This window comes from Planctomycetia bacterium (assembly GCA_021413845.1).
In the GTDB taxonomy this organism is placed as follows: domain Bacteria; phylum Planctomycetota; class Planctomycetia; order Pirellulales; family PNKZ01; genus PNKZ01.
In genome coordinates this window covers 1-19,945 of the sequence record JAIOPP010000094.1, presented here as the reverse complement: position 1 = coordinate 19,945, position 19,945 = coordinate 1, and the positions used below count along the sequence as shown (strand labels likewise).

General features: G+C 60.1%; 16 protein-coding genes and 1 tRNA gene. 11 read left to right on the top strand and 6 right to left on the bottom strand.

All coding sequences use genetic code 11. The features are described 5' to 3' along the window. Positions 1-116: 116 nt before the first annotated feature. On the top strand, positions 117-425 hold the full coding sequence (locus tag K8U03_16950; GenBank protein MCE9606580.1) for a hypothetical protein: 309 nt from the start codon (positions 117-119) through the stop codon (positions 423-425). A 245-nt stretch (positions 426-670) separates the two neighbouring features. Further along, entirely contained in the window at positions 671-2,173 is a 1,503-nt protein-coding gene (locus tag K8U03_16945; GenBank protein ID MCE9606579.1) for a DUF1501 domain-containing protein, read from the top strand. A 30-nt stretch (positions 2,174-2,203) separates the two neighbouring features. Here the strand turns inward: K8U03_16945 and K8U03_16940 are convergent, their stop codons facing one another. Beyond that, on the bottom strand, positions 2,204-4,462 hold the full coding sequence (locus K8U03_16940) for a serine/threonine protein kinase (protein MCE9606578.1): 2,259 nt from the start codon (positions 4,460-4,462) through the stop codon (positions 2,204-2,206). Positions 4,463-4,588: 126 nt separating this feature from the next. Here K8U03_16940 and K8U03_16935 point away from each other — a divergent pair, with 126 nt between their 5' ends. Beyond that, positions 4,589-5,194, top strand: coding sequence for a sigma-70 family RNA polymerase sigma factor (locus tag K8U03_16935; GenBank protein ID MCE9606577.1), 606 nt, complete (start codon positions 4,589-4,591; stop codon positions 5,192-5,194). 17 nt (positions 5,195-5,211) lie between these two features. On the opposite strand, the gene K8U03_16930 is transcribed toward K8U03_16935, so the two are convergent. Continuing rightward, entirely contained in the window at positions 5,212-6,072 is an 861-nt protein-coding gene (locus K8U03_16930) for a hypothetical protein (GenBank protein MCE9606576.1), read from the bottom strand. 161 nt (positions 6,073-6,233) lie between these two features. On the opposite strand from K8U03_16930, the gene K8U03_16925 reads away from it, so the two are divergent. From K8U03_16925 to K8U03_16915, 3 genes are all read left to right on the top strand, one after another. Then, a tRNA-Val gene (locus tag K8U03_16925) sits at positions 6,234-6,306 on the top strand. 323 nt (positions 6,307-6,629) lie between these two features. Further along, positions 6,630-7,127, top strand: coding sequence for a GAF domain-containing protein (locus tag K8U03_16920; GenBank protein ID MCE9606575.1), 498 nt, complete (start codon positions 6,630-6,632; stop codon positions 7,125-7,127). A 247-nt stretch (positions 7,128-7,374) separates the two neighbouring features. After that, positions 7,375-8,775 (top strand): DUF1501 domain-containing protein, encoded by a 1,401-nt coding sequence (locus tag K8U03_16915; GenBank protein MCE9606574.1) that lies wholly within the window; start codon positions 7,375-7,377, stop codon positions 8,773-8,775. A gap of 116 nt (positions 8,776-8,891) precedes the next feature. Here K8U03_16915 and K8U03_16910 read toward each other — a convergent pair whose 3' ends face one another. Next, positions 8,892-9,401, bottom strand: a complete 510-nt coding sequence (locus K8U03_16910; protein MCE9606573.1) for a hypothetical protein — start codon at positions 9,399-9,401, stop codon at positions 8,892-8,894. A 43-nt stretch (positions 9,402-9,444) separates the two neighbouring features. Then, on the bottom strand, positions 9,445-10,050 hold the full coding sequence (locus K8U03_16905; GenBank protein MCE9606572.1) for a hypothetical protein: 606 nt from the start codon (positions 10,048-10,050) through the stop codon (positions 9,445-9,447). Positions 10,051-10,304: 254 nt separating this feature from the next. On the opposite strand from K8U03_16905, the gene K8U03_16900 reads away from it, so the two are divergent. Together K8U03_16900 and K8U03_16895 are read left to right on the top strand one after the other, a co-directional pair. Then, positions 10,305-11,570, top strand: coding sequence for a CinA family nicotinamide mononucleotide deamidase-related protein (locus tag K8U03_16900; GenBank protein ID MCE9606571.1), 1,266 nt, complete (start codon positions 10,305-10,307; stop codon positions 11,568-11,570). 358 nt (positions 11,571-11,928) lie between these two features. After that, entirely contained in the window at positions 11,929-13,350 is a 1,422-nt protein-coding gene (locus tag K8U03_16895; GenBank protein MCE9606570.1) for a cytochrome B6, read from the top strand. Positions 13,351-13,359: 9 nt separating this feature from the next. Here the strand turns inward: K8U03_16895 and K8U03_16890 are convergent, their stop codons facing one another. Then, positions 13,360-13,773, bottom strand: coding sequence for a hypothetical protein (locus tag K8U03_16890; protein MCE9606569.1), 414 nt, complete (start codon positions 13,771-13,773; stop codon positions 13,360-13,362). A 160-nt stretch (positions 13,774-13,933) separates the two neighbouring features. Between K8U03_16890 and K8U03_16885 the strand changes: the two genes are divergently transcribed. Together K8U03_16885 and K8U03_16880 are read left to right on the top strand one after the other, a co-directional pair. Then, the gene (locus tag K8U03_16885) at positions 13,934-14,353 is read left to right on the top strand and encodes a methionine-R-sulfoxide reductase (protein MCE9606568.1); all 420 of its coding nucleotides are present in this window, start codon (positions 13,934-13,936) and stop codon (positions 14,351-14,353) included. Positions 14,354-14,405: 52 nt separating this feature from the next. Next, positions 14,406-15,362 carry an RluA family pseudouridine synthase gene (locus K8U03_16880; protein ID MCE9606567.1) on the top strand — a complete coding sequence of 319 codons (957 nt, stop codon included), beginning with the start codon at positions 14,406-14,408 and terminating at the stop codon, positions 15,360-15,362. A gap of 4 nt (positions 15,363-15,366) precedes the next feature. Here the strand turns inward: K8U03_16880 and K8U03_16875 are convergent, their stop codons facing one another. Beyond that, positions 15,367-16,989 (bottom strand): sialate O-acetylesterase, encoded by a 1,623-nt coding sequence (locus tag K8U03_16875; GenBank protein MCE9606566.1) that lies wholly within the window; start codon positions 16,987-16,989, stop codon positions 15,367-15,369. Positions 16,990-17,272: 283 nt separating this feature from the next. Between K8U03_16875 and K8U03_16870 the strand changes: the two genes are divergently transcribed. Continuing rightward, entirely contained in the window at positions 17,273-19,933 is a 2,661-nt protein-coding gene (locus K8U03_16870) for a LamG domain-containing protein (GenBank protein MCE9606565.1), read from the top strand. Positions 19,934-19,945: the final 12 nt, after the last annotated feature.

The following is a 19,945-nucleotide window of genomic DNA, read 5'->3' as shown; positions in this document are numbered from 1 at the left end:
TTTTGCGGGCTCGATTCACATCAATCGCGAACGGTACGGCGGTTGCACCCTACCTCTGTAGCCAAGCGTGGTACGGCTTTGGATCGATGAGTGGCTATGAAATAAAGGAGTTCCCCATGAAACGCTTCCTGTCGTTACTTTTAGTCGTCGGCAGCCTAGTGAGCATCGGTGCGGCCCCCGCCGCAGCAGGTTATCCACATCGGTATCACAACGGATATCGAGCTTATCCGCCGGGTATTTCGGCCGCTTACGGCTACTACCCCTCAGGTATCAACTACGGCGTCGGCTATGGGGGCGGTTACGGCACTTACGTGCCTCGCTACAGTCCGTACGGCTATTACCCCACGGTTTACGGAAACCCCGCAGCTTCGTTTGCCAGCCCGGCCGCGTTTGGGTTCGGCCCTCAAGCGATTTTCGGCTACTAAGCATCCGACTAACGCTGAATCTCAGCAGCCTTAGCGGCGATGGAATGATCGAAGGAAAACGAGCGGAAGGGCGAAAAGTCTTTACCGGCGAGGGGGCTAATGATACGATAATCATCGCATCAGCCCACCCTTATCTACCTTTCACGACGCTAGCGTTCGCGCTGTTGCGTTGCGATCGGGCCGAGTAAGCTCGACCCGGCCGGTATTCTTTTCCGTCCTCCCGTTTCGGCCATTGAGGCGACGTCATGCTGCGAGTGCTCGGTTCGACGCGCAAGCTTTGCGACGGCTATTCGCGGCGCGACATGCTTCGCATCGGCGGACTCGGCATGGCCGGGGCAAGCCTGCCGCAGCTGTTGCAGTTGCAAGCCGCTTCCGCTGCGGCCGACGTGGCACGCCCTCGCAGCTTCGGCAAGGCGAAGGGGATCATCCTGATCCACCTTTACGGATCGCCGAGCCAATTGGAAACGGTCGACCCGAAGCCGGATGCCCCGCTGGAGATCCGCGGCGAATTCGGCTGCATTCCTTCCAGCCTGCCGGGCTGCAACGTCAGCGAGTTGCTGCCGAACTTGTCGAAGGTGATGGACCGCACGACCGTGATGCGTTCGATGACGCATCCTTATCCGCTCCACGGCGTCGCCTACGCCACGACCGGCGTCCCTGTCATCGACGTCGCGATGGAGTTGAGCCCTCGCGATCCCAAGCACTGGCCCTACTTCGGCTCGGTCGTCGACTACATCGAGTCGCAAAGGCAAAAGGGGACCGCTCCCCATTCGGTTCCGCAAAACATCGCTCTGCCGTTTCCATTCAGCTCGCGCCGTGTGGGCGAGGTGCCCCGTGCAGGCCCTTATGCGGCGTTCTTAGGCTCGGAATACAATCCGATTTGGACCGACTTCGTCGGCAGCGCCACGAAGGGGTATATCAAAACGCTCCAGGATATGAAGTTCACCGATAACGATCCGTATATCGGTTGCACGCCCGACTCGTATTTCACGGTCCCTTCGGCGACGAGCCTGCAAAACGACGTCACCCTCGATCGGCTCGACACGCGGCGCACGCTGATTCAGCAACTCGACGAAGCCCGTCGCGACTTAAAACAAACCACAGCCGGTCAATCGCTCGATCGCTATCGCTCGATGACGTATGCGATGCTTAACAGCGACACGCTGCGAACTGCGCTCGACGTGCGCAAAGAAAAGACGGAAACGCTCGACCTCTACGGACAGACGATCTTCGGCAAGTCGCTGATCGCGGCCCGCCGCTTGATCGAGGCCGGCACGAAAGTCGTCAGCGTATTCTGGGACGAGTTCGGTCTCGCCGGCACCGGTTGGGACACGCACCACGATCACTTCGCGCGAATGAAAAAGGAGTTGTGTCCCGGCCTCGACCTCGGCTGGCACGGCTTAATCACCGATCTCGATCGGCGCGGCTTGCTCGACGATATTCTCGTCGTTTGCACAAGCGAACACGGCCGAACGCCGACCATCAACAAAGCCAAGGGGGGCGGGCGGGACCACTGGTCGCGCGTCTATTCGACGATGCTCGCCGGAGCCGGAATCAAGCGTGGAGCGGTGCTCGGAGCCAGCGACAAACACGGCAGCGACGTCGCTCGCGATCCGATCAGCCCGAAAGATATGCTGGCGACGATGTACCATCTGTTGGGAATCGATCACCACACCTGGATCCACGACGCCCTCGGGCGCCCGTTGCCGCTCGTCGAAGGCAAAGTGATCCACGACGCATTGTCGTAAGTGCGAATAGAGCCCGGCTAGGGCCGCTTCTTATCTCAACGTTTCGTCGAACGTAGCAGGCTTACGGATCTGGCCTTTGCGCGTCGTGACGACGAGCGCCTCGTAGTCGGCTTGAAACACGCGCAGCCCGACGAGCGCAGCGAGGAAGCCGATGATGCCGCCGACGGCCATGATCACGAGCGCGAGTTGCAATCGTGAACCGATTAAGGCAAGCGTCGCCACGGACAACATCGGCACGAGTGCGGCGAGACCGAGATACGTCCAGGCGAACCGCCGCATTCGTTCGAGATGCGTTCGATCGACGGACGACATCGATTCCAAACGGACGAACGCCGGATAGTAGTGATGTAGCGAAACGAACGTGATCAACAGAAACGGATACGCCGCAGCGATCGATCCGCACAACAGCAGCGACGTAAAAAAATGCATGTACACGGTCATCGGCACGTCGCCGAGCCCGAGATGCATGCCGATCGGATAGAGCACCCCGGCGACGACCCACATCGAGACGCCGATCATCGAAGCTTCATGGCCGATGAAAAGACACCGGCGTCTTAAGTCGGCCGCTCCGTTGTCATCGAGACCGTCGCGAGCTTTCGCGTTGCTCAAAAACTTGGCGATGGTCGACACACGATACGCACCGTACATCGCTCCCAACGGGAAGAACACCAAGTTGATGATCGTCTGCACTTGCTCGAATACCGCTTCGGCATTCGGCAGCTTCAAAATGATTTCTTGCTTGTTGTAAAGATAATTCAACGCTCCCGCGACCCCGTTCGGCAAGAGCGTGAGGCCGACGATCGTGAGAATCGGATGCCGGCAAACGAAGGAATGCCACCGGTCGTCGCGCGGCATGAGCAACCGCTGCGTCTGCGGCAAGAGACAAAGATCGAAATGCCTCGCCATCTCCGTGCCCGAAGAAAATCGGCCCTCGACATCCGACGCCAAACAACGAGCGAAGACGAGATGCAGGCCGGGTGCCTTATCGCGTACCAAGCGTTCGAGTAGGTGCGTCGGTGCGCCGCGTCGCCGACGATCGGTCATCTGCGCGAGCGTCAGCCCCCAAGAGCGTTCCATCTGTTCGTCATCGAAAGGGCGCAGACCGGTAAGGAGCTCCCACAGCATCACGCCGAGCGAATACAGATCGCTCCGTCCATCGAGTTCCTCCGGCGTCCGGTCATGGGCCGGGTTGCAGGCCTCGAGTTGCTCGGGCGACATATACGCCAAGCTGCCGCCGAAGTAAGCGGCAGGCGTGGCTCCATCGAGCTTCGAGCTGAAACTAATATTAAAATCGGCCAGCTTCGGCGAGCCCTCGGCGGTGAGCAACACGTTCGCAGGCTTCACGTCACGATGGAGCACACCGACATGGTGGGCGTAATCCAATGCCCGCGACAATTGAGCCGCGAGCCAGCAGATCACTTCCGGCCAGGCCATCGCCGCAAGACGATTCCGCAACAACGATTCATGAGGCGGCTCTTCACCTCGTTTATGCACGACAGCATCGACGGCCCGAATGTAGTCGGCCCCGGTTCGTTCGTTCGGAGGTATCGGTCGCAGGCGCTCGATCACGGCGTCCAAGGTCCCGCCGGCGGCATACTGCATATACATCAGCCGAATACCGCGCTCCGGCAATCGCCGCTGATCGTAGACCCGCACGATATGCTCGTGGTCGAGCTGCGCAAGCGTTTGCGGCTCGCTACCACGATCAGCGGTCACCTTCAGCGCCACGATGCGCTGCATGCTTCGCTGCCGAGCGAGAAACACATCGCCGAACGCCCCTTCGCCGAGCTTCGCGATGAGGTCGAAGTCGTCGACGGTCTCACCGGCAACAAGCCCGAGGCCTTTGCGCGGACCTGGCTTTACGAGCGTCGTGCTTTTCAACGCCACGCCCGCCCCGATCAGACGTTGGAGTTCTTCGGCCTGTTCGGGAAAGCGCCGAAAAAGAGAATCGCCCGGCACGACGGTCTCGCCCGACTGGCGCCGAACGTGATACTCCTCATACAACAAGTCGACGGGAATGTCTTCGTTGAGAAAAGGAAACTCGGCGAGGTATTCTTCGATCCGTCGCGGGAGCCTCACGCGCACCCAACGATACTCCAAGTCGACTTTAATCAACTCGATCGCCGTCATCCGGCGCACTGCGGGAGTCAGATCCGTGAGATACGCGCTGATCGCCGGCGGATCCTGGGCCGCTTCCCAAGCTTCGACGAATCGCTCGACGCGCGCAGACAACTCCACCCACACCTGCGACGCCGCGTCGATCTTCATGTCATCCGCAGCAGTGGGCACGACCATTCTCCGACTTTTCGCCGCGCTACGGTCAGCTCGCATCCTACTCCTTGGGGCTATTCCGGTCCAGCGCCGCACGTTAGCATCAAAGGAGGCGAAACCGCCGCGTGAGCGCGAGAGCGAACGATGTCTGAAATTTCCGATGAGCTTTTGCAACGAGTCCGAAGCGGCGAACCGAACGCCGTCGCCGAACTCGCCGAAGTGCGACGACCGCAATTGCTCGTCTATGTCGCACGTCAGCTCGGTTACGCTCTGCGCGCCAAGGTCGAACCGGACGATATCGTACAAGACGCGGTCATTCGCGCCGTGCGCCATCCGCATCTTTTCGCTTCGGCCGATCGGGACCCGTTCGGCGTGTTGTGCCACTTGGCGCAAGAGAGCATCGTCGACGCCCATCGGCGATTCATCGAAGCTCAAAAACGAGACGCCGGACGAGAAGTCCCCTTGCAAGGTTCACCGGTTTCCACCGATGGCGGCGGCGGACTCCTCGGGCTATTGGTCGCGAGCATCACGACGCCGAGCAAGGCTTTCTCGCGCGATGAGCGTGAAATTCGAATGTGGGAAGCGCTCGGCACCCTGCCCGAAGACCAGCGCGAAGCGCTGCGGTTACGCTACGTCGACGGACTGCCGACTAAAGACATAGCGCAAAAGCTGCGCAAGACCGACGGTGCCGTGCGCGTGATGCTTACGCGTTCGCTTGATAAATTGCAGCAGCTTCTCGGCGAGCGATAGTAATCGAACGTTCGGCTTTAAGGCAGATCGAACGTGATCCCGCGCGGTAGATGAAACAAGCCGCGTACGTTGAGCCGCTCGATCGTGTCCCAAGCCACGACGGTCATCGTCACCGCGCCGTTCGGTTCACCGACCGTGAACAGCCCGTGGCTCAGGCCCGCCGATTCGACGGCGAAACCACTCGGAACGAGCACGCGTCCTTCGCCGAGGTGCAATTCGATCGCGCAACCCTGAGCGCGATATTTCCAAAGCTGTAGAAATAATGCGCCGAGTCCGCGCGGCGCGCCTTCTTCGGAATTGTCGCCGAACGAGAATCCCTCCGGTGCCGCAGCCGAGGCCAAAAGCTGATCGAGATGAATTTCAGGTTCTTGCTCTTCGACCAATTCTTCAGGGCCGGGCACGATGAACTTCACATGACAAATCGGGCATTCCCCCGGTTGATCGACAAGCGTGGCGGGACCGCAAAGGTGATGCCCCTCGGGACACATGAACACGACTTCATCGTCACCGGGCTCGGCATCGCCGGCGGAGTCGATGCTTCGAATCGGCGATGCTTCCGGTTCCGGTTCGGCGACTGCCGCGACGACGGGAGCCGGCGCAGCCGCAGGTTCCGCGGCCGGTTGCACGGTCGCCACTGCTTCGACGGCCTTAGGCGCCGGTGCCGCGGCTGGAGCCGCAGTCGCTGCCGGCTTCGGTTTTGCTTTCGGCCTCGTCATCGAAATGACCGGCATGCCCGCACCGATGGCCGGAGTCGTAGGTGGAGTCGGTTCCGGGATGCGAAACTTGGCTCCGCAATGCGGACACTTTCCTGCTTTGCCTGCCAGCGAATCAGGACACGTCAGCTTATGGCCGTTCGGACAAAGAATCGTGATAGGCATCGGTTGTCGCGTCGCGGTGCAAATGAAAGTCGAAGAAACGGCCTTCATGCTACCTTTGAAGTCGATGCGAAACAATGAAAACCCTCGGGCGACGAACGCCACGCTGCCGCCGCCCGATTGACATAGGCATCAGGCGCTCGTTACCATCGCAGCAGACCGTCGGGCGGTTAGCTCAGTTGGTAGAGCGCCATGCTTACACCGTGGATGTCGTGGGTTCGAGCCCCTCACCGCCCATTAACACACTATTTACATTCTGCCTGGAATGGTCGGCAACGATCCTTAGCGCTCTATCGCGACTTCTTCGCTTGAGAGCCGGAACAATCCGGAACGCCGCTGACAGCGTCTAAGTGCAGCGCCCAGGCACAGCGCATCGGCAGCGTTCTTCTTGCCGGGCATCTTCGTGCCATCGGTCGTTAGCCCGGCCACGTTGACTGTAACTTACGTCGCCAGGCAAAAGGCGCCGAATATGGATCGTAGTCGCTCAGTATGTGGTCGCTCGGTATAGTGTTCTCGGTCGCCATGACCGAGTTAAAGCGATTTCACCCGGCAGGTGCGGAATGCGTTCCACTACGAGCGAAGACGATTATCCGGTCGAGAAACCAGCGTTGTACGGCCGACTGCTTTCCGAGTTGAAATCGCTCACGGAAGGGGAACGCAACTTTCTGGCGAATGCAGCCAATTGCGCTGCGCTGCTCTATGGAGCCCTGCCGAACGTCAATTGGGCGGGGTTCTATTTCGTGAACGGGCAGGACTTGGTCCTCGGGCCGTTCCAAGGTAAGCCGGCCTGCGTACGAATCGCACCAGGACGCGGAGTCTGCGGCACAGCGGCGGCACAACGGCAGACCATCGTCGTGGCGGACGTTCACCGATTTCCCGGCCACATCGCGTGCGATGCGGCATCCAACTCGGAGATCGTCGTCCCTGTGGTCAAGGGAGAACGTCTCATCGGAGTGCTGGACATCGACAGCCCGCTGCTCGGCCGCTTCGATCAAGACGATGCCGAAGGCTTGCTTGCGATCGTCGAAGCTCTTTTAGCCGCATCGGAAACTTCCTAGTAATTCAATGCCGGCGCCCGAATTATTGAGAATATGCTGGAATAGGCTTGCAAATGTCAAGCAGCCTGCCGGCCGATTGTGCCGAACCTAACTTTGCAACGTCCTAAGCAATCCCGTAGACTCATCAACATGGCCGAATGAGTCGACATCGAATAAAGTAGTCGTAGGCATACCCGCATACCCGAGCTTGGATTGCTCCACGCTCGGCCCAGCGAATAATTGTCGGTTTAACGTAGTTAGGTAATTTATGGACGCAGAACTGAATCGTCGGCAGGCCCTCATCGTGGGCGGCATGGGCGCGCTATCGCTCGGCATGCCGGGCATGGTGATGGGAAGCGACAAGATGGACGCGAGCGGCAAAGCCGTGCCCGCGGAAAAGTCGTGCATCTTCGTGCTGCTCTGCGGCGGACCGAGTCATCTCGATACTTGGGATATGAAGCCCAACGCCCCGACGTCGATCCGCGGACCGTATGTCCCCATCGCCACCAAAGTGCCGGGCATGCGCATCAACGAGATGCACACGGAGTTGGCCAAAGTGACCGACCAGTTCACGCTCATCAACTCGATGACGCATCAAGGTGCCATCAGCAACCACTTCGATGCGATGCACAATTTGCTCAGCGGCCAATCCGACAAACGCGTCGCCCAGGGGGTGGCGGACGACCTGCCTTACATCGGCTCATACGTTGCGAAGTACAACCCGAGCAAGCGGAACATCGTCTCCAACGCGTGGCTGATCAAGTGCGTCGGCGATTCGGTTTTCTGTGCGCCGAATATCGGCATCGGCGGCTACATCGGCTCGGCCTATGCGCCGGTGTTCGTAGGCTCGGCGCAAAATCATCCTGCGATGGATACTTTTACGGCTCCGGAAATTTACGATTCCGTCGACCGGAATCGGCTCGACAAGCGCCGTGAGTTGCTCTCCGACATCGAGAGCGATGTGATGACCAAAGACGCTCGCGGCATCGACTGGGCACACTTGCGCGAGAAAGGCTACGATGCCTTAACGCGTGTCGAGGGTCGAGATGCGTTCAAGCTCGATCGCGAGCCGGCAAAAGTCCGCGACCGTTACGGCCGCCATCCGCTGGGTCAGAACCTGCTGCTTGCTCGGCGCATGGTCGAAGCCGGCGTCCGGTTCGTCACCGTCAACGGCTGGGCCGGCCAAGCGCCGCATGAGAACGCAGGCCCACCTAGCAGCAGTTGGGACATGCACGGCGGAAACATGGGGATGGGCAACGCTTTCGGCAACGGCTCGTACGGTATGGGCTTTTGCCTGCCGCGGCTCGACCAAGCGCTGTCCGCGCTCCTCTCCGACCTGAAAGAGCGCGGCATGCTGGAGAACACGCTCGTCGTCGCGACCGGAGAGTTCGGCCGCACACCGAATGTGCTGACTCAAATTCCTCCCGGACGCCAGCACTGGCCCAGTTGCTTTTCGTCCATCCTGGCCGGAGCGGGGATCGCCGGCGGCGCTGTCTACGGCAAGTCGGACAAACACGGCGCGTACGTCTCGAACAATCCCGTTCGCCCCGAGGAATTCGCGGCGACCATCTACCACGCACTCGGCGTTCCGCTCAACGAACCGCAGAACAACAGCGGCATTTCGCGCCCGATCACCACGGGAAAACCGCTGATGGAACTGTTCGGATAACATCGATGTGCGGCAAAGCCTCACGAAGCGCGCGATCAAGTCCGCCCGACTTCCCTCGAAATACGAGTAAAGATTGACGATGCCTTCCGACGTACGCAGGTCGCAAAGTCCGTGCGTTACTCGACCTTGAGGAATATCGCTCCCTCAGCGAACTTCGCTGTCGGAATGTCGACGCGCGTCCGCCCGCCGGGCAGCGTCGTTCCCGGCAGCGGCTTGCCGGCGCGAAGATCGGCCATCGTATAGACGAGGTTCGCCTTCTTGTTCACGAGCAGCGTTTGTCCATGCTCGGGTCCGCGGCGCAAGGCGAAACCCATGCGAGGATCGAACTCTTTGAACGCTCCCTGATCCACGAGCTCCCAATCGCCGTATTCCGGAATCGCATTGGCGCCGAACAGGCTTTGATAATCGCTCACTCCTTGAGCGTTGATCGGCGGCAACCAGTTCCAGATTTGCTCATCGCGAGCGGCCCGCTCGGCCGGGGTGAACTTCATTGCCTGGTCGGCTTCGTAGGCCCGAATTTTATTATAAAGCGAGTCGAACTCTTCGGCTGTTGTGAGTACGCGCTTGGTCTTGATCGGGCGGCGTTCGGTGCCTGCGAGCACGTCGTCGAGCGTGATGTTATGCACCAGCGGCTCGACTTCGCTTCCGGCGTCGACCCAGAGTTCCGCTTCATAGCGTCGCCGCTCGGGTGCATGAAAGAAGATTTCGGCAATCGGGTAGAACGTCCGTCGCGGCGCAACAAACGCGGTACTGATTCGTCTCGCCGCGAAGGCCGTCGTTCACCCGCAACGCAACGTAGAGCGGCACGTAGGGCGACTTCATCTTCGCCGTTTCGGCGGCGGCAACGACGCGAATCGCATAGAGTCCGTGGCCGAGTTCGCCGAGATCGAGCTTGAACACCGGGGCTTTGATCTTGCAGCGCACAACGTCGACAAGCCCGATCGTCTCGCGCGTCTTGCCGACCTTTTTACGTTTGCCGAGAAATTGCTCGAGCGCGAGCCCTTCGCTTCCCGGAATGTTCGGCACGGTCCAGTTTTTCAGCTGCGTTTGCTTGTCGAACATCCCGTAGTGGAAGTCCATTCCACCGACGTTCATGCGAAACCGTTCGACGGCGTCGGGATAGAGTTCGACTTCCGGATCGCCGACGCTCGGCAACTGAATGCCTGCCAGCGGACCACCGATGAGAAAGTCATCTGCTTTCTCCGCAGCGACGACCGGTCCTACACAAACGATCGCGATGAGAATCAACGACAAGTAGCGTGCTGCATAACACATATGGCGTTCGATTCTTCGGCGAGGGTGGGGGTATTGCCGGCGGGGGTCGAGCCTGAAATCGACTAGGTCTACGACGGTTCCACTCTAACAACGCCCACCGCGCCGCGAATCATCCCGGATTATATTTTCTCCGCATGCGTCTCGACGACGACTTCTCCACCGCTGCCGAAAACGACGCTTTGCCCATCTTGAAAGAGAAAGAGTAAGATGACCCGTTCATTTATTCAGGTTCTATTCGTGCGGAGCGTTTTTCGATGCGTGCGGAAGTGATCTCGATCGGGGATGAGCTAACGAGCGGCCAGCGGCTGGATACGAATTGCCAATGGCTCAGCTTGCGGCTCGCCGAGTTGGGAGTCGAGACGGCGTTTCACACGACCGTCGCCGACGACGAAGCGGCGAACATCGACGTGTTTCGCAACGCGCTCGACCGTGCCGACATCGTGGTCTCGACCGGCGGACTCGGCCCGACCGCCGACGATCTGACGCGCGAAGTCTTGGCTAAGTCCGTCGGCAAAGGACTGGTGCTCGACGAAGCCGCCTTACGACACGTCGAAGGTTTGTTCGCACGGCGCGGCCGACCGATGCCGGAGCGAAATAAGATCCAAGCCTATTTTCCGGAGGGGAGCCGCGTCGTTCCGAATCCGCAAGGGACCGCGCCGGGCATCGATATCGACGTGCCGCGCACAGGCCGAAATCCATGCCGAGCGTTCGCGCTGCCGGGCGTTCCGGCCGAGATGAAAGAGATGTGGCAAGCGACCGTCGAACCGGCGATTCGCGCGATGCTGCCTGAGGCACGCGTGATTCGTCATCGGCGGATCAAATGCTTCGGCGTCGGCGAAAGCGATCTCGAGCAGATGTTGCCCGACTTGATTCGGCGCGGCCGAGTGCCGAGCGTCGGCATCACGGTTCACGAAGCGACGATTACTTTGCGCATCACCGCCTCGGGCCGCGATGAAGCGGAGTGCCGCGAAGCGATGGAGCCGACGGCCCGAACGATTTACGAATGCCTCGGCGAGTTGGTGTTCGGAGAAGAAGACGACGAGTTGCAGCACGCCGTCGTGCGACTGCTGAAGCAACGCGATCTGACGCTCGCCATCACCGAATGGGGGACCGGCGGCGTGCTCGCGCGCTGGTTGGCCGAAGCGGGTGCCGAGGGATATTTCTCGGGGAGCACGCTCGTCACCAGCGACATGACCGCGATCAAATGGCTGGAGACGTCTCCCGATGTGCGCGCGGCGGAAACGCTCGCGCAAGACGATGCCTGCCTGAGCCGCACGACGGCGTTACTCGCGGAAGCCGCCCGTTCTCGTTTCGGAGCCGACATCGGGCTCGCCGCAGGACGTGCGCCGGCGATTCTCGCCGATGCCCCGACACCGCCGAAGATTTGCTTCGCGCTTGCCGATCGCAACGGAACGGTCGTGAAGCCGATGCCGTTCGCAGGCCATTCGGCCATCTTAGTGCCGCGGGCCGCAAAGCAGGCGCTCAACCTGCTACGGTTGGAGTTGTCGAAACCGAAATAACCAATGCCTCGCATCGGCAACGGTCTCGCGGCGTGGCTCCATCGATCCGCCATGTGGCAGGTCGTGGATCATCGATGCACCGACTGACCGTTCTTTGTACACAGTCGAAGGTGCGAGCTTATAAATCGGCACCGGAACGCCGAGTTATCGCCCGATCCTCCGAATGGTATAGGTTTTGCGATTCGTGTTTCATCGCGATTCGCAATTGCCGCCCCCCGCATTCGGAGACTTCACCATGTTCGCCCCCATCCGGCTCTTCTGCTTGTCGTTGGGAATCGCCGTCGTTGCGATCGCGGTCTATGGGAATCAAGTTCCTAATCCACCCGCCGCTGCGAAACCGGCGGCGCCGGCCGATGCGATTCAGAATGCACAAACGCCCGCAGCGGTCGAAGTGAAGCGTATCGAGCAACAGCCCACGGAGCAGGATCGTTCCGATAAGTTCTCGGCTGCGAATGCGCCGGCCTCGTCGGATGTGTTGAACGCTCAACCCGAGCAAGGGCAAATCAAGGGCTTCGACTTCGTGCGCGATCCTTTGAACGCCAAGGTTCCGCTAACGACCTTCGAGCAAAGCTACGAAGCCGATGTGGCGGCGAAGGGGAAGGTGATGGCCGATCAACGTGCGCTGCTGGAATCGCGCTACGATCTTCAACCTCGGCTGGATCCCGAAGCGAAGATGAGCCGCGGCAAGCCGCTCGCAGTCGGCCCGACGGCCCGCTTGCGCGAGGGAAACACTTGGGACTCGCTCGCCAAACTGTCGGCCGATGAAATTCGCAAAGCCAGCACGTTCCCTTATCCCTCGTTGCCGCACCCGAAGCATACTCCGGGGGGACAAGTTTTTCCGCAAATGCAGATCGAGATGTTTCCCCGACTGCAACGCTTCGACGTGGACTTCGATCTGCCCGAGGCGTTCGTACCGGAATTTCCGCCGGCGATCTTCCTGCAAAATCGTACGGAACTCGGCGACGTCTCGCGCGGCGAAGTCGTGTCGATCAACAACTATTACCGGCTCTTCAAAGATCTCATTACGCCCGTCCAACTCGACGGCCTGCGGCTCTTGCTGACGCCGTTCCCCCAAGAAGAATTCAACCCGACCGATGATCGAAAATCGCTCCAGCCGAGCTTAGGAGTTACCTGCTTCGATTGCCATGTTAACGGTCATACGACCGGACAGTTTCATCTCAATCCCGACAATCGTCCGCAGCAGCGCCGCTTTCGCTTGGATACGGTCAGCCTGCGTGGCTTAAATCAGCAGCAGATTCACGGCTCGAAGCGGAGCTTGCGTTCCGTCGAAGACTTTACCGAGTTCGAGCAGCGAACCGCGTACTTCAATGGCGACCCGATCCATGCGATGAAAAAAGGATTTATGATTCTCGATCGCGTGCCGGTGAGCCACATGGCCCAGTTCCAAAACATGCTCGATTTTCCGCCGGCTCCCAAGCTCGATCCGGAAGGGCGCTTAATGCCGGAGGTTGCCACGGAAAGCGAATTGCGCGGCGAGAAACTATTTGTCGGCAAAGCGCGCTGCGCGAGTTGCCATCCCGCGCCGTTTTTCCTGGATCATCAGATGCACGATCTGAAGCTGGAGCGATTCATCAATGAAGCGCCGACCGGACAGATCAAAACCTTCACGCTCCGCGGCATCAAAGATTCGCCGCCGTATCTGCACGACGGTCGCTGCCTGACGTTGGAAGACACGGTCGAGTTCTTCAATCTCGTCCTCAAGCTCGACTTGAACGCGCAAGAGAAACAAGATCTCGTCGCCTACATGCGCCAGCTATAAGACGCGATCTCAGCGGCCGTCGGTGGGGCGACGAAAGCCCCAACTGGCGGCCAACGCGTCGGCGGCTTCTTCGCGATCGGTGATCTCGCCCCAGCCGCCGTTGCGTAGAAACGCATGCGCGAATTCGTGGGCGATCACATAATGGGCGAACGCCGTCGAACTGGAACCGAGGCGCGCGCGGAGCAGCACGCAACGGCTGACGCTTCCCGTCGCACCGGGGCTCTCCATCCAATGGGTCCAGCCTTTGCCGGGAACGAACGTTTCCTTCGCGATGCGAAAGCGAGGGTCGTCGAGAAAGTCGCGCTGAACTTCCGCCGGGAGCGCCGTGAGAACGTCGAGCACGCGCGCACGAAGCGTTTCGTCGTCGGCGAAGGCTTCTAAATGCGAGGTAAAAATAAAACGTGCCTCGTTTGCTTTTCGCAGCGGGATATTCGAGAGCATTCGTTCTATTCCGGCGACCGGAACGGCGTCAAGCGGGCGACGGGCTCCCCGAAATTCAGCTTCGTCCACGGTTCGCCGAGACGGGAGGGATACGCTAAAATAGTCTCTACACGAAATAATCAGCTTGCTAGGAGAGGGCACTATGGCTGCCGAGAAATCCGCTACCCCGTTCAATCCACTAACGGCGGCCGAGTCGCACGTGATCGTCAACAAAGGAACTGAGCGTCCTTTCGTTGGAGAATATACCGACCTGCACGATGCCGGAACTTTCATTTGCCGACAATGCAACGCCCCCCTCTATCGGTCGAAAGATAAGTTCGACAGCCATTGCGGCTGGCCGAGCTTCGACGACGAGATCGTCGGCGCGGTCGAGCGGCATTTCGATCCCGATGGCCGGCGAACCGAGATCGTCTGCCGGAATTGCGGCGGGCACTTGGGCCATGTGTTTCTCGGCGAACGAATGACCCCGAAGAACACAAGGCATTGCGTCAATTCGATCTCGATGCGGTTCACGGCCGAAGGCCAAGAGTTGCCTCCGATGATCAAGGCCGCGGGGTCGTAGTCGTTCGTGATTGGAATCGCCGTTTTTTTCGGGAGAGAAAGCCATCGCCGTTTTGCGTAAAGTTACCGTCCCTCGTGCCGAGCCCCTCTTGGCGTATTTGCTCGATTCGCTCGGGCTTAAACGAACCGTCGTCAAGAACCTGCTGAAGTTCGGCGCGGTCGCGGTGAACGGTGAAGTCGTGCGGCAGTTCGACCATCTTCTCGCACCAGGCGACGACGTCGCCGTGAGCGATTTGCGCACGGCCTCGGCGGTCGAGCGACTGGCCTCGGCCCGCATTCAGTTCGTCTACGAAGACGACGCGGTCATCGTCATCGATAAACCGTCGGGCCTGCTGACCGTCGCCACGGAGAACGACAAGCGCGACACTCTTTTTTATCGTCTGAACGAATACTTGCGCCGACGAGATCTTAAGCAGCCGACGCGTGCAGTCGTCGTCCATCGCCTCGATCAAGGCACTTCGGGGCTCGTCCTGTTTGCCAAGAACAACCTGGTGAAGAAGACGCTCCAAGATGCTTGGTCGACCGTGACGAAGCGGTATCTGGCCGTCGTGGAAGGACGCCCGAGCTCGGCCGCGGGAACGATCAGCAGCTACATCACCGAAAGCACGGCGTTGAAGTCGTATAGCAGTCGCGATCCAGCAGAAGACAATTCGCGACAAGCGACGACCCACTATCGCGTCTTGCAAACGAAAGACGATTGGTCGCTCGTCGAGGCCCGATTGGAGACGGGGCGCAAGCATCAGATTCGGGTGCATTTCGCCGGGATCGGCTGTCCCGTCGCGGGAGATCGCCTGTACGAAGCGACGACCGATCCTTGCGGGCGACTGGCGTTGCACGCCTTCGCGCTCACGTTCGCTCACCCGACGAGCGGCGAGCCGATCAGCTTGAAGTCGCCGCTGCCGAAGCCGCTGGCGAAGCTATTCCCTGATGAACGGCTCGGCGATGCACCTGCGGGGAAAACCAAACCGGCTGACGCTTCTCGAAAGAATCCGCGCGAGAAAAAGCGCTAGTCGTCTAGCGTCGACCGATCGGCGCCGGAGACGACAACTCCCAATCGTCCGTGCGAAACGGCGAAGCGGGGAGACCGTCGCGATTGAATAGATTACCGGTCGGGTAGTCGGCCCAACCGTAACGCACCGCCACCGGCTCGGCGACTTCGGAACTCGTTACCACGACCGTGTCGCCCCGGATCTCGGCATGTGCGGCGACGAACTTTCGATTGGCGCCGGCAACGGTAAAACCTTGCACTTGAACGGGCGCGTCCGAAGCATCTTCGGCAACGTGCAAGGCGCCACCCGGCCCCGTCCGAGGGTCGGTGCTCACGTCTTCGAGAATCATTCGCTTAGCGACCAAGCCGGCGCCAACATGCTCGAAGCCGAGCACCGCTTCGTTTCCTTTCACATTCAAAGCGGTGAATGTTGGGCCTGAGAAAACGAGCTTTTCGCCGTAGACCAGCGCGCGGGCCAGCAGCGCGAGCCTGTGGCCGACCGGTTTTTTCTGCTTGATATGAATGTCGGTCTCATGCCCCCAATCGGTCACGACGGCCATGCCGGTTCGCTCGACCGTGTGACTGGTCTTGAGCTGCGCTTCGCGGAGCGCCGCCCACTGGCTCGATGCCGGCCCTACGACTATTTTTCCGAATGGCGCGATCTGCACGAAGAGAAACGGGAACTCCCCTTGCTTCCAATCGCGCCGCCAACCGCGAATGAGCGCGGAGAACAGTGCTTCGTAATCTTGCGGCTTGTTGGTATCCGCCTCGCCCTGATACCAAATGACTCCGCGAATCGCGTACGGCAGCAACGGTGCGATCATGCCGTTGTAGAGTTGCGACGTCGTCGGTGCGGCGTGCATGCCGCGCGGCGGCTTAGGAACCGGCGTGCCGTTCTTCTTCGCTTCCGCAAGCGCCGCTTGATAGCGCTCGATTTCCGGTTGTATGCGCAGTCGTGCTTGAGCCGCCGCTTGTTTTTCGCTTGCTCGCGCCGCGCGCAAGGGAGCGAGCTCGGGAGCTTCCGTCATCGCCGAACCGCCGAGCCATTGCTCGACCCCCGAGCCGCCGTAGGAAGCATGTATCAGCCCGATCGGAACCTTCTGAGTTTGCTCGAGTTCACGACCGAAATAATAAGCTGCGGCGGAAAAGTTTAAGAGCGTCGTCGGACCGCACTCCGACCAACTTCCCGCCACTTCGCTCACGGGCTCGTCGAGCAATCGCTGCGGCACGGTGAACAAGCGAATCCGCGGGTTCTCCGTCCCGAGCAGTTCGCCGGAGCCGGGGCGCGTCGCAACGGGCCAGCCCATGTTCGATTGACCGCTACAGAGCCAAACGTCGCCGACGAAGACGTTCTCGAACCGGATCACGTTCTCGCCGACGATCTTCAACGGAAACGGGCCACCGCCGGCTTGCGCATCGAGTTCGATTCGCCATTTGCCGTCGCTGCCTGCTACGGTCGTAGCGGTCTTGTCGCGAAACTCGACGGTAACTTTCTCGCCGACGGCGGCGGTTCCCCAAAGCCGAGCCGGTTGATCGCGCTGGAGAACCATGCCGTCGGAGATCAGCGCATGCGTGCGGACTTCGGCTCGCGATGTCGTCGCAGTGAGAATCAGTAACGCGAAACTGAAGTAGTGCAGACGAGTGAGCATTGGGGGTTCGCTTCACGAATCAAAGATTTCGGTTTGAGATTCCGTCGTCGCCGACGAAGACACCTCGCCCCATCATCGGATCAACTCACCGACAATTCAAGCAAGCTTGATATGAGCAGCAGCACTCACCCCGGCGAAGCCGAAGCTATCCCTCTGCGCGTAGACAAACTAAGCTAATGGCATCACACTCGCTTAAGCTGAGTGCCTGAATCTCGCCCCTAAAACAAGATTGAACGAAGCCATGCTTAAAGCGATATACCGCCGATCTCTGCTTGCTTGGACCATGCTATTTCTAATGCTCGGCACGAACATAAGCCGGGCCGACGACGTTGACAAATGGACGACCGAACTCTCGGCGACGGTCACGCTGCTCGAAGCCGCTAAGCAGTTTTCGTTCTTCGGCTCTTCCTGGTCGGCTTGGCCTTCGGCCGAATTCGCGGACCAAGGCTACGAGGCGGCAGTTCTGATTCGAGCCGCGGAGCAGAGCGGCTACCGCGTACAACTCTCGCACAAGTATCAAGACGTGGCGCTGGTGAAGTACCCGGAAGGGGGCTACGTGCAAGTCGCCCCCTGCGCGATCGAATTGAAAAAGCCGTACGTGATCGTCGTCAGCGCTCGGGGCTCCGAAATCGTCGTAAGCGTCGACGGCCAAGAAAAGATCCGCTATCGCGATACGTTTCTTCCGCTCACGACCGGCCGCGTCGGCATCGGCGTGAGCAGCGGCGCGCGTGTCGCGTTTGAGAAAGTCGAACTGAAGACAGCGCCGCCGGAGTCTACGACCGTTGCGATGAAACCGGCGCCGAGGAAGTTCGCCTTGCGCACTTGGCTGGGGGGCCGGCCTTGGGTGTTCGACGGCAATGAACCGATCCTGCAACTTCACAACGTGAAAGATCCGAGTTGCTTCGCCAAGCTCAAGCCCGGCTACAAACCGCAGCTCACGTTCGATTCCCATTGGGGGATCGAGAATCAGGGAGCGTTTCCCGAAGGGAAACAGAAGTGGACCGATCCCGTCGTAAGCGGCGGCGGCGAAAGCCTGCAAGCGACTTGGTCGGCCTTAAGCCTCAACAGCCGCTTCACGACGAAGAGCAAGCTCACCGTCGGCTTCGACGCCGATCGAGGGATGTATACCTACGACATCGAGAGCGAGTTGGAAGTGCTTCCCGGCGAGCCGTTTCATTTCCGCTACGGCTTCGACTTCGAGCATCACACGCCGCTCGATCCGTTTCGTTGGCAATATTTGATCGCCAAGCGCAAGGGAGGAGAATTGTATCATCGGCCGTTGTACCCGGTCGATCCCGGCCCGCAATACGACCTAGAAACGTACTATGGTTTGCGTGTGTGGTACGGCCGACACGTCGACCGGCAGCAAGTCGCTCCGACGATCGAATACGATATTTCGCCGGAATGGAACCGTGATCCGAAAGATCCGGCGAAGCCGATGCATCGGAAGCTCGACACGGCCGTCTGCGCGGCGTTCTACGATACGGCCGTGGCATTCGCTACGGAAACGTCCCCCCCGGGCACGAAGGTGCGCGTGAAGTATCGCTACACCGGCTATCCCGTCGAAGAAGCCAAAAAACTCTTCGAGCACTCGAAAGTTTACGACGCGCCGACGCTCGACCCGAAGCATCACTACATCTTCGCCGATGAATGGCCGAAGCTGACGTTCGGTCAGTTCGTGCCGATGAGCGAGACCTGGATCTACGGGCGAACGCCGTTTATGACGGCGCATAACGTGCGCCCCAGCTACGAACTGGAAAAGAACTGCGGGGCGGGCAGCGGCTTTGCGATGAAGCTCGGCCCGGCGTCGTTCGGCAAAGCGAATCTGCCGCTAGCGAGCTCGGCGACGAGCCCGCTGGCGAAAGGGCGCTATGTCGTCACGGCGCTCGTAAAATCCGTAAACGCGCACGGCGAAGGAGGTCGGATCGAAGTCACGGTCTCGCAGGCGAAGACAGGCAAGCCGCTCAGCGAGTTGCGCCACTTCGTCGGCAACGGCAGCTTCGATTGGCAACGACAAGGCTTCGTTTTCGAAGTGCCGGAAGAAGGAGGCTCTCTAGCCGTCGCGTTCGGCAACGCAGGCACCGGCGCGATGCTCGTGACCGATGTCGAGTTTCGCAAGCTCGGCGAGGGCGAACAGCCGGCGAACGACGTCGCTCACGGCCCTAAGCAAGTCCCTCCGGCTTTCTCTGCCGCTCCGGCCGGCGCGATCGCCGACTATCGGATGGAAGAAGGCCAAGGGCTGAATGTCTTGAACTACGCCGCCGGCGCTCCGGTCGGCGGCAGTTCGCTCGGGCATCTCGACTTGGCGAACGTCGACTGGGTCGTCGATGCCGGTCGGCCGGCGCTGCGCTTCGCCGAGAACACGACAGGCCGCAAAGACTATCGCATCGACAGCGGCTTGAATCGCTTCTATCTGAGCAATCCGAGCTACGAAGGAAAGAATACGGTCCCCGCTGCGTTGGCAGGCCATCATGGTGGCGGAGCGCCGCTGAAAGGGGTCACCATTTCCGCTTGGATCAAGCCTGCACCGGCGATGGGGATCAGCACGCATCCCGGCAAGGGAGATATCGTCGGCTTCGGCGGGCGGCGCTTCGTGCTCAGTTTGCAAGGCGACAAAGCCCCCTATCAATTAGCGTCTTACATCAACGTCAGCGACGCTTTCGTTTCCGATACGAAGCTGGAAGCCGATCGTTGGTACCATGTCGCAATGACCGCCGAGCCTTCCGCCATGCAGTGGCACGTGCGCCTCTTCGTAGACGGCAAACAGGCCGGCGAAGGGACGACGAAGAAGTTCTCCTCCGAATCGCCGGTCGTTCCTTCGGTCGTCTTCGGAACCGAGATCTTCTATTTTCACCACGCCTATTACCGCGGACTCATCGGCCGGACGTTGATCTTCGACCGCTGCCTGTCGCCGAGCGAAATCGCGGAGTTCGCGAAACGCTAAAGCCGACGAGCC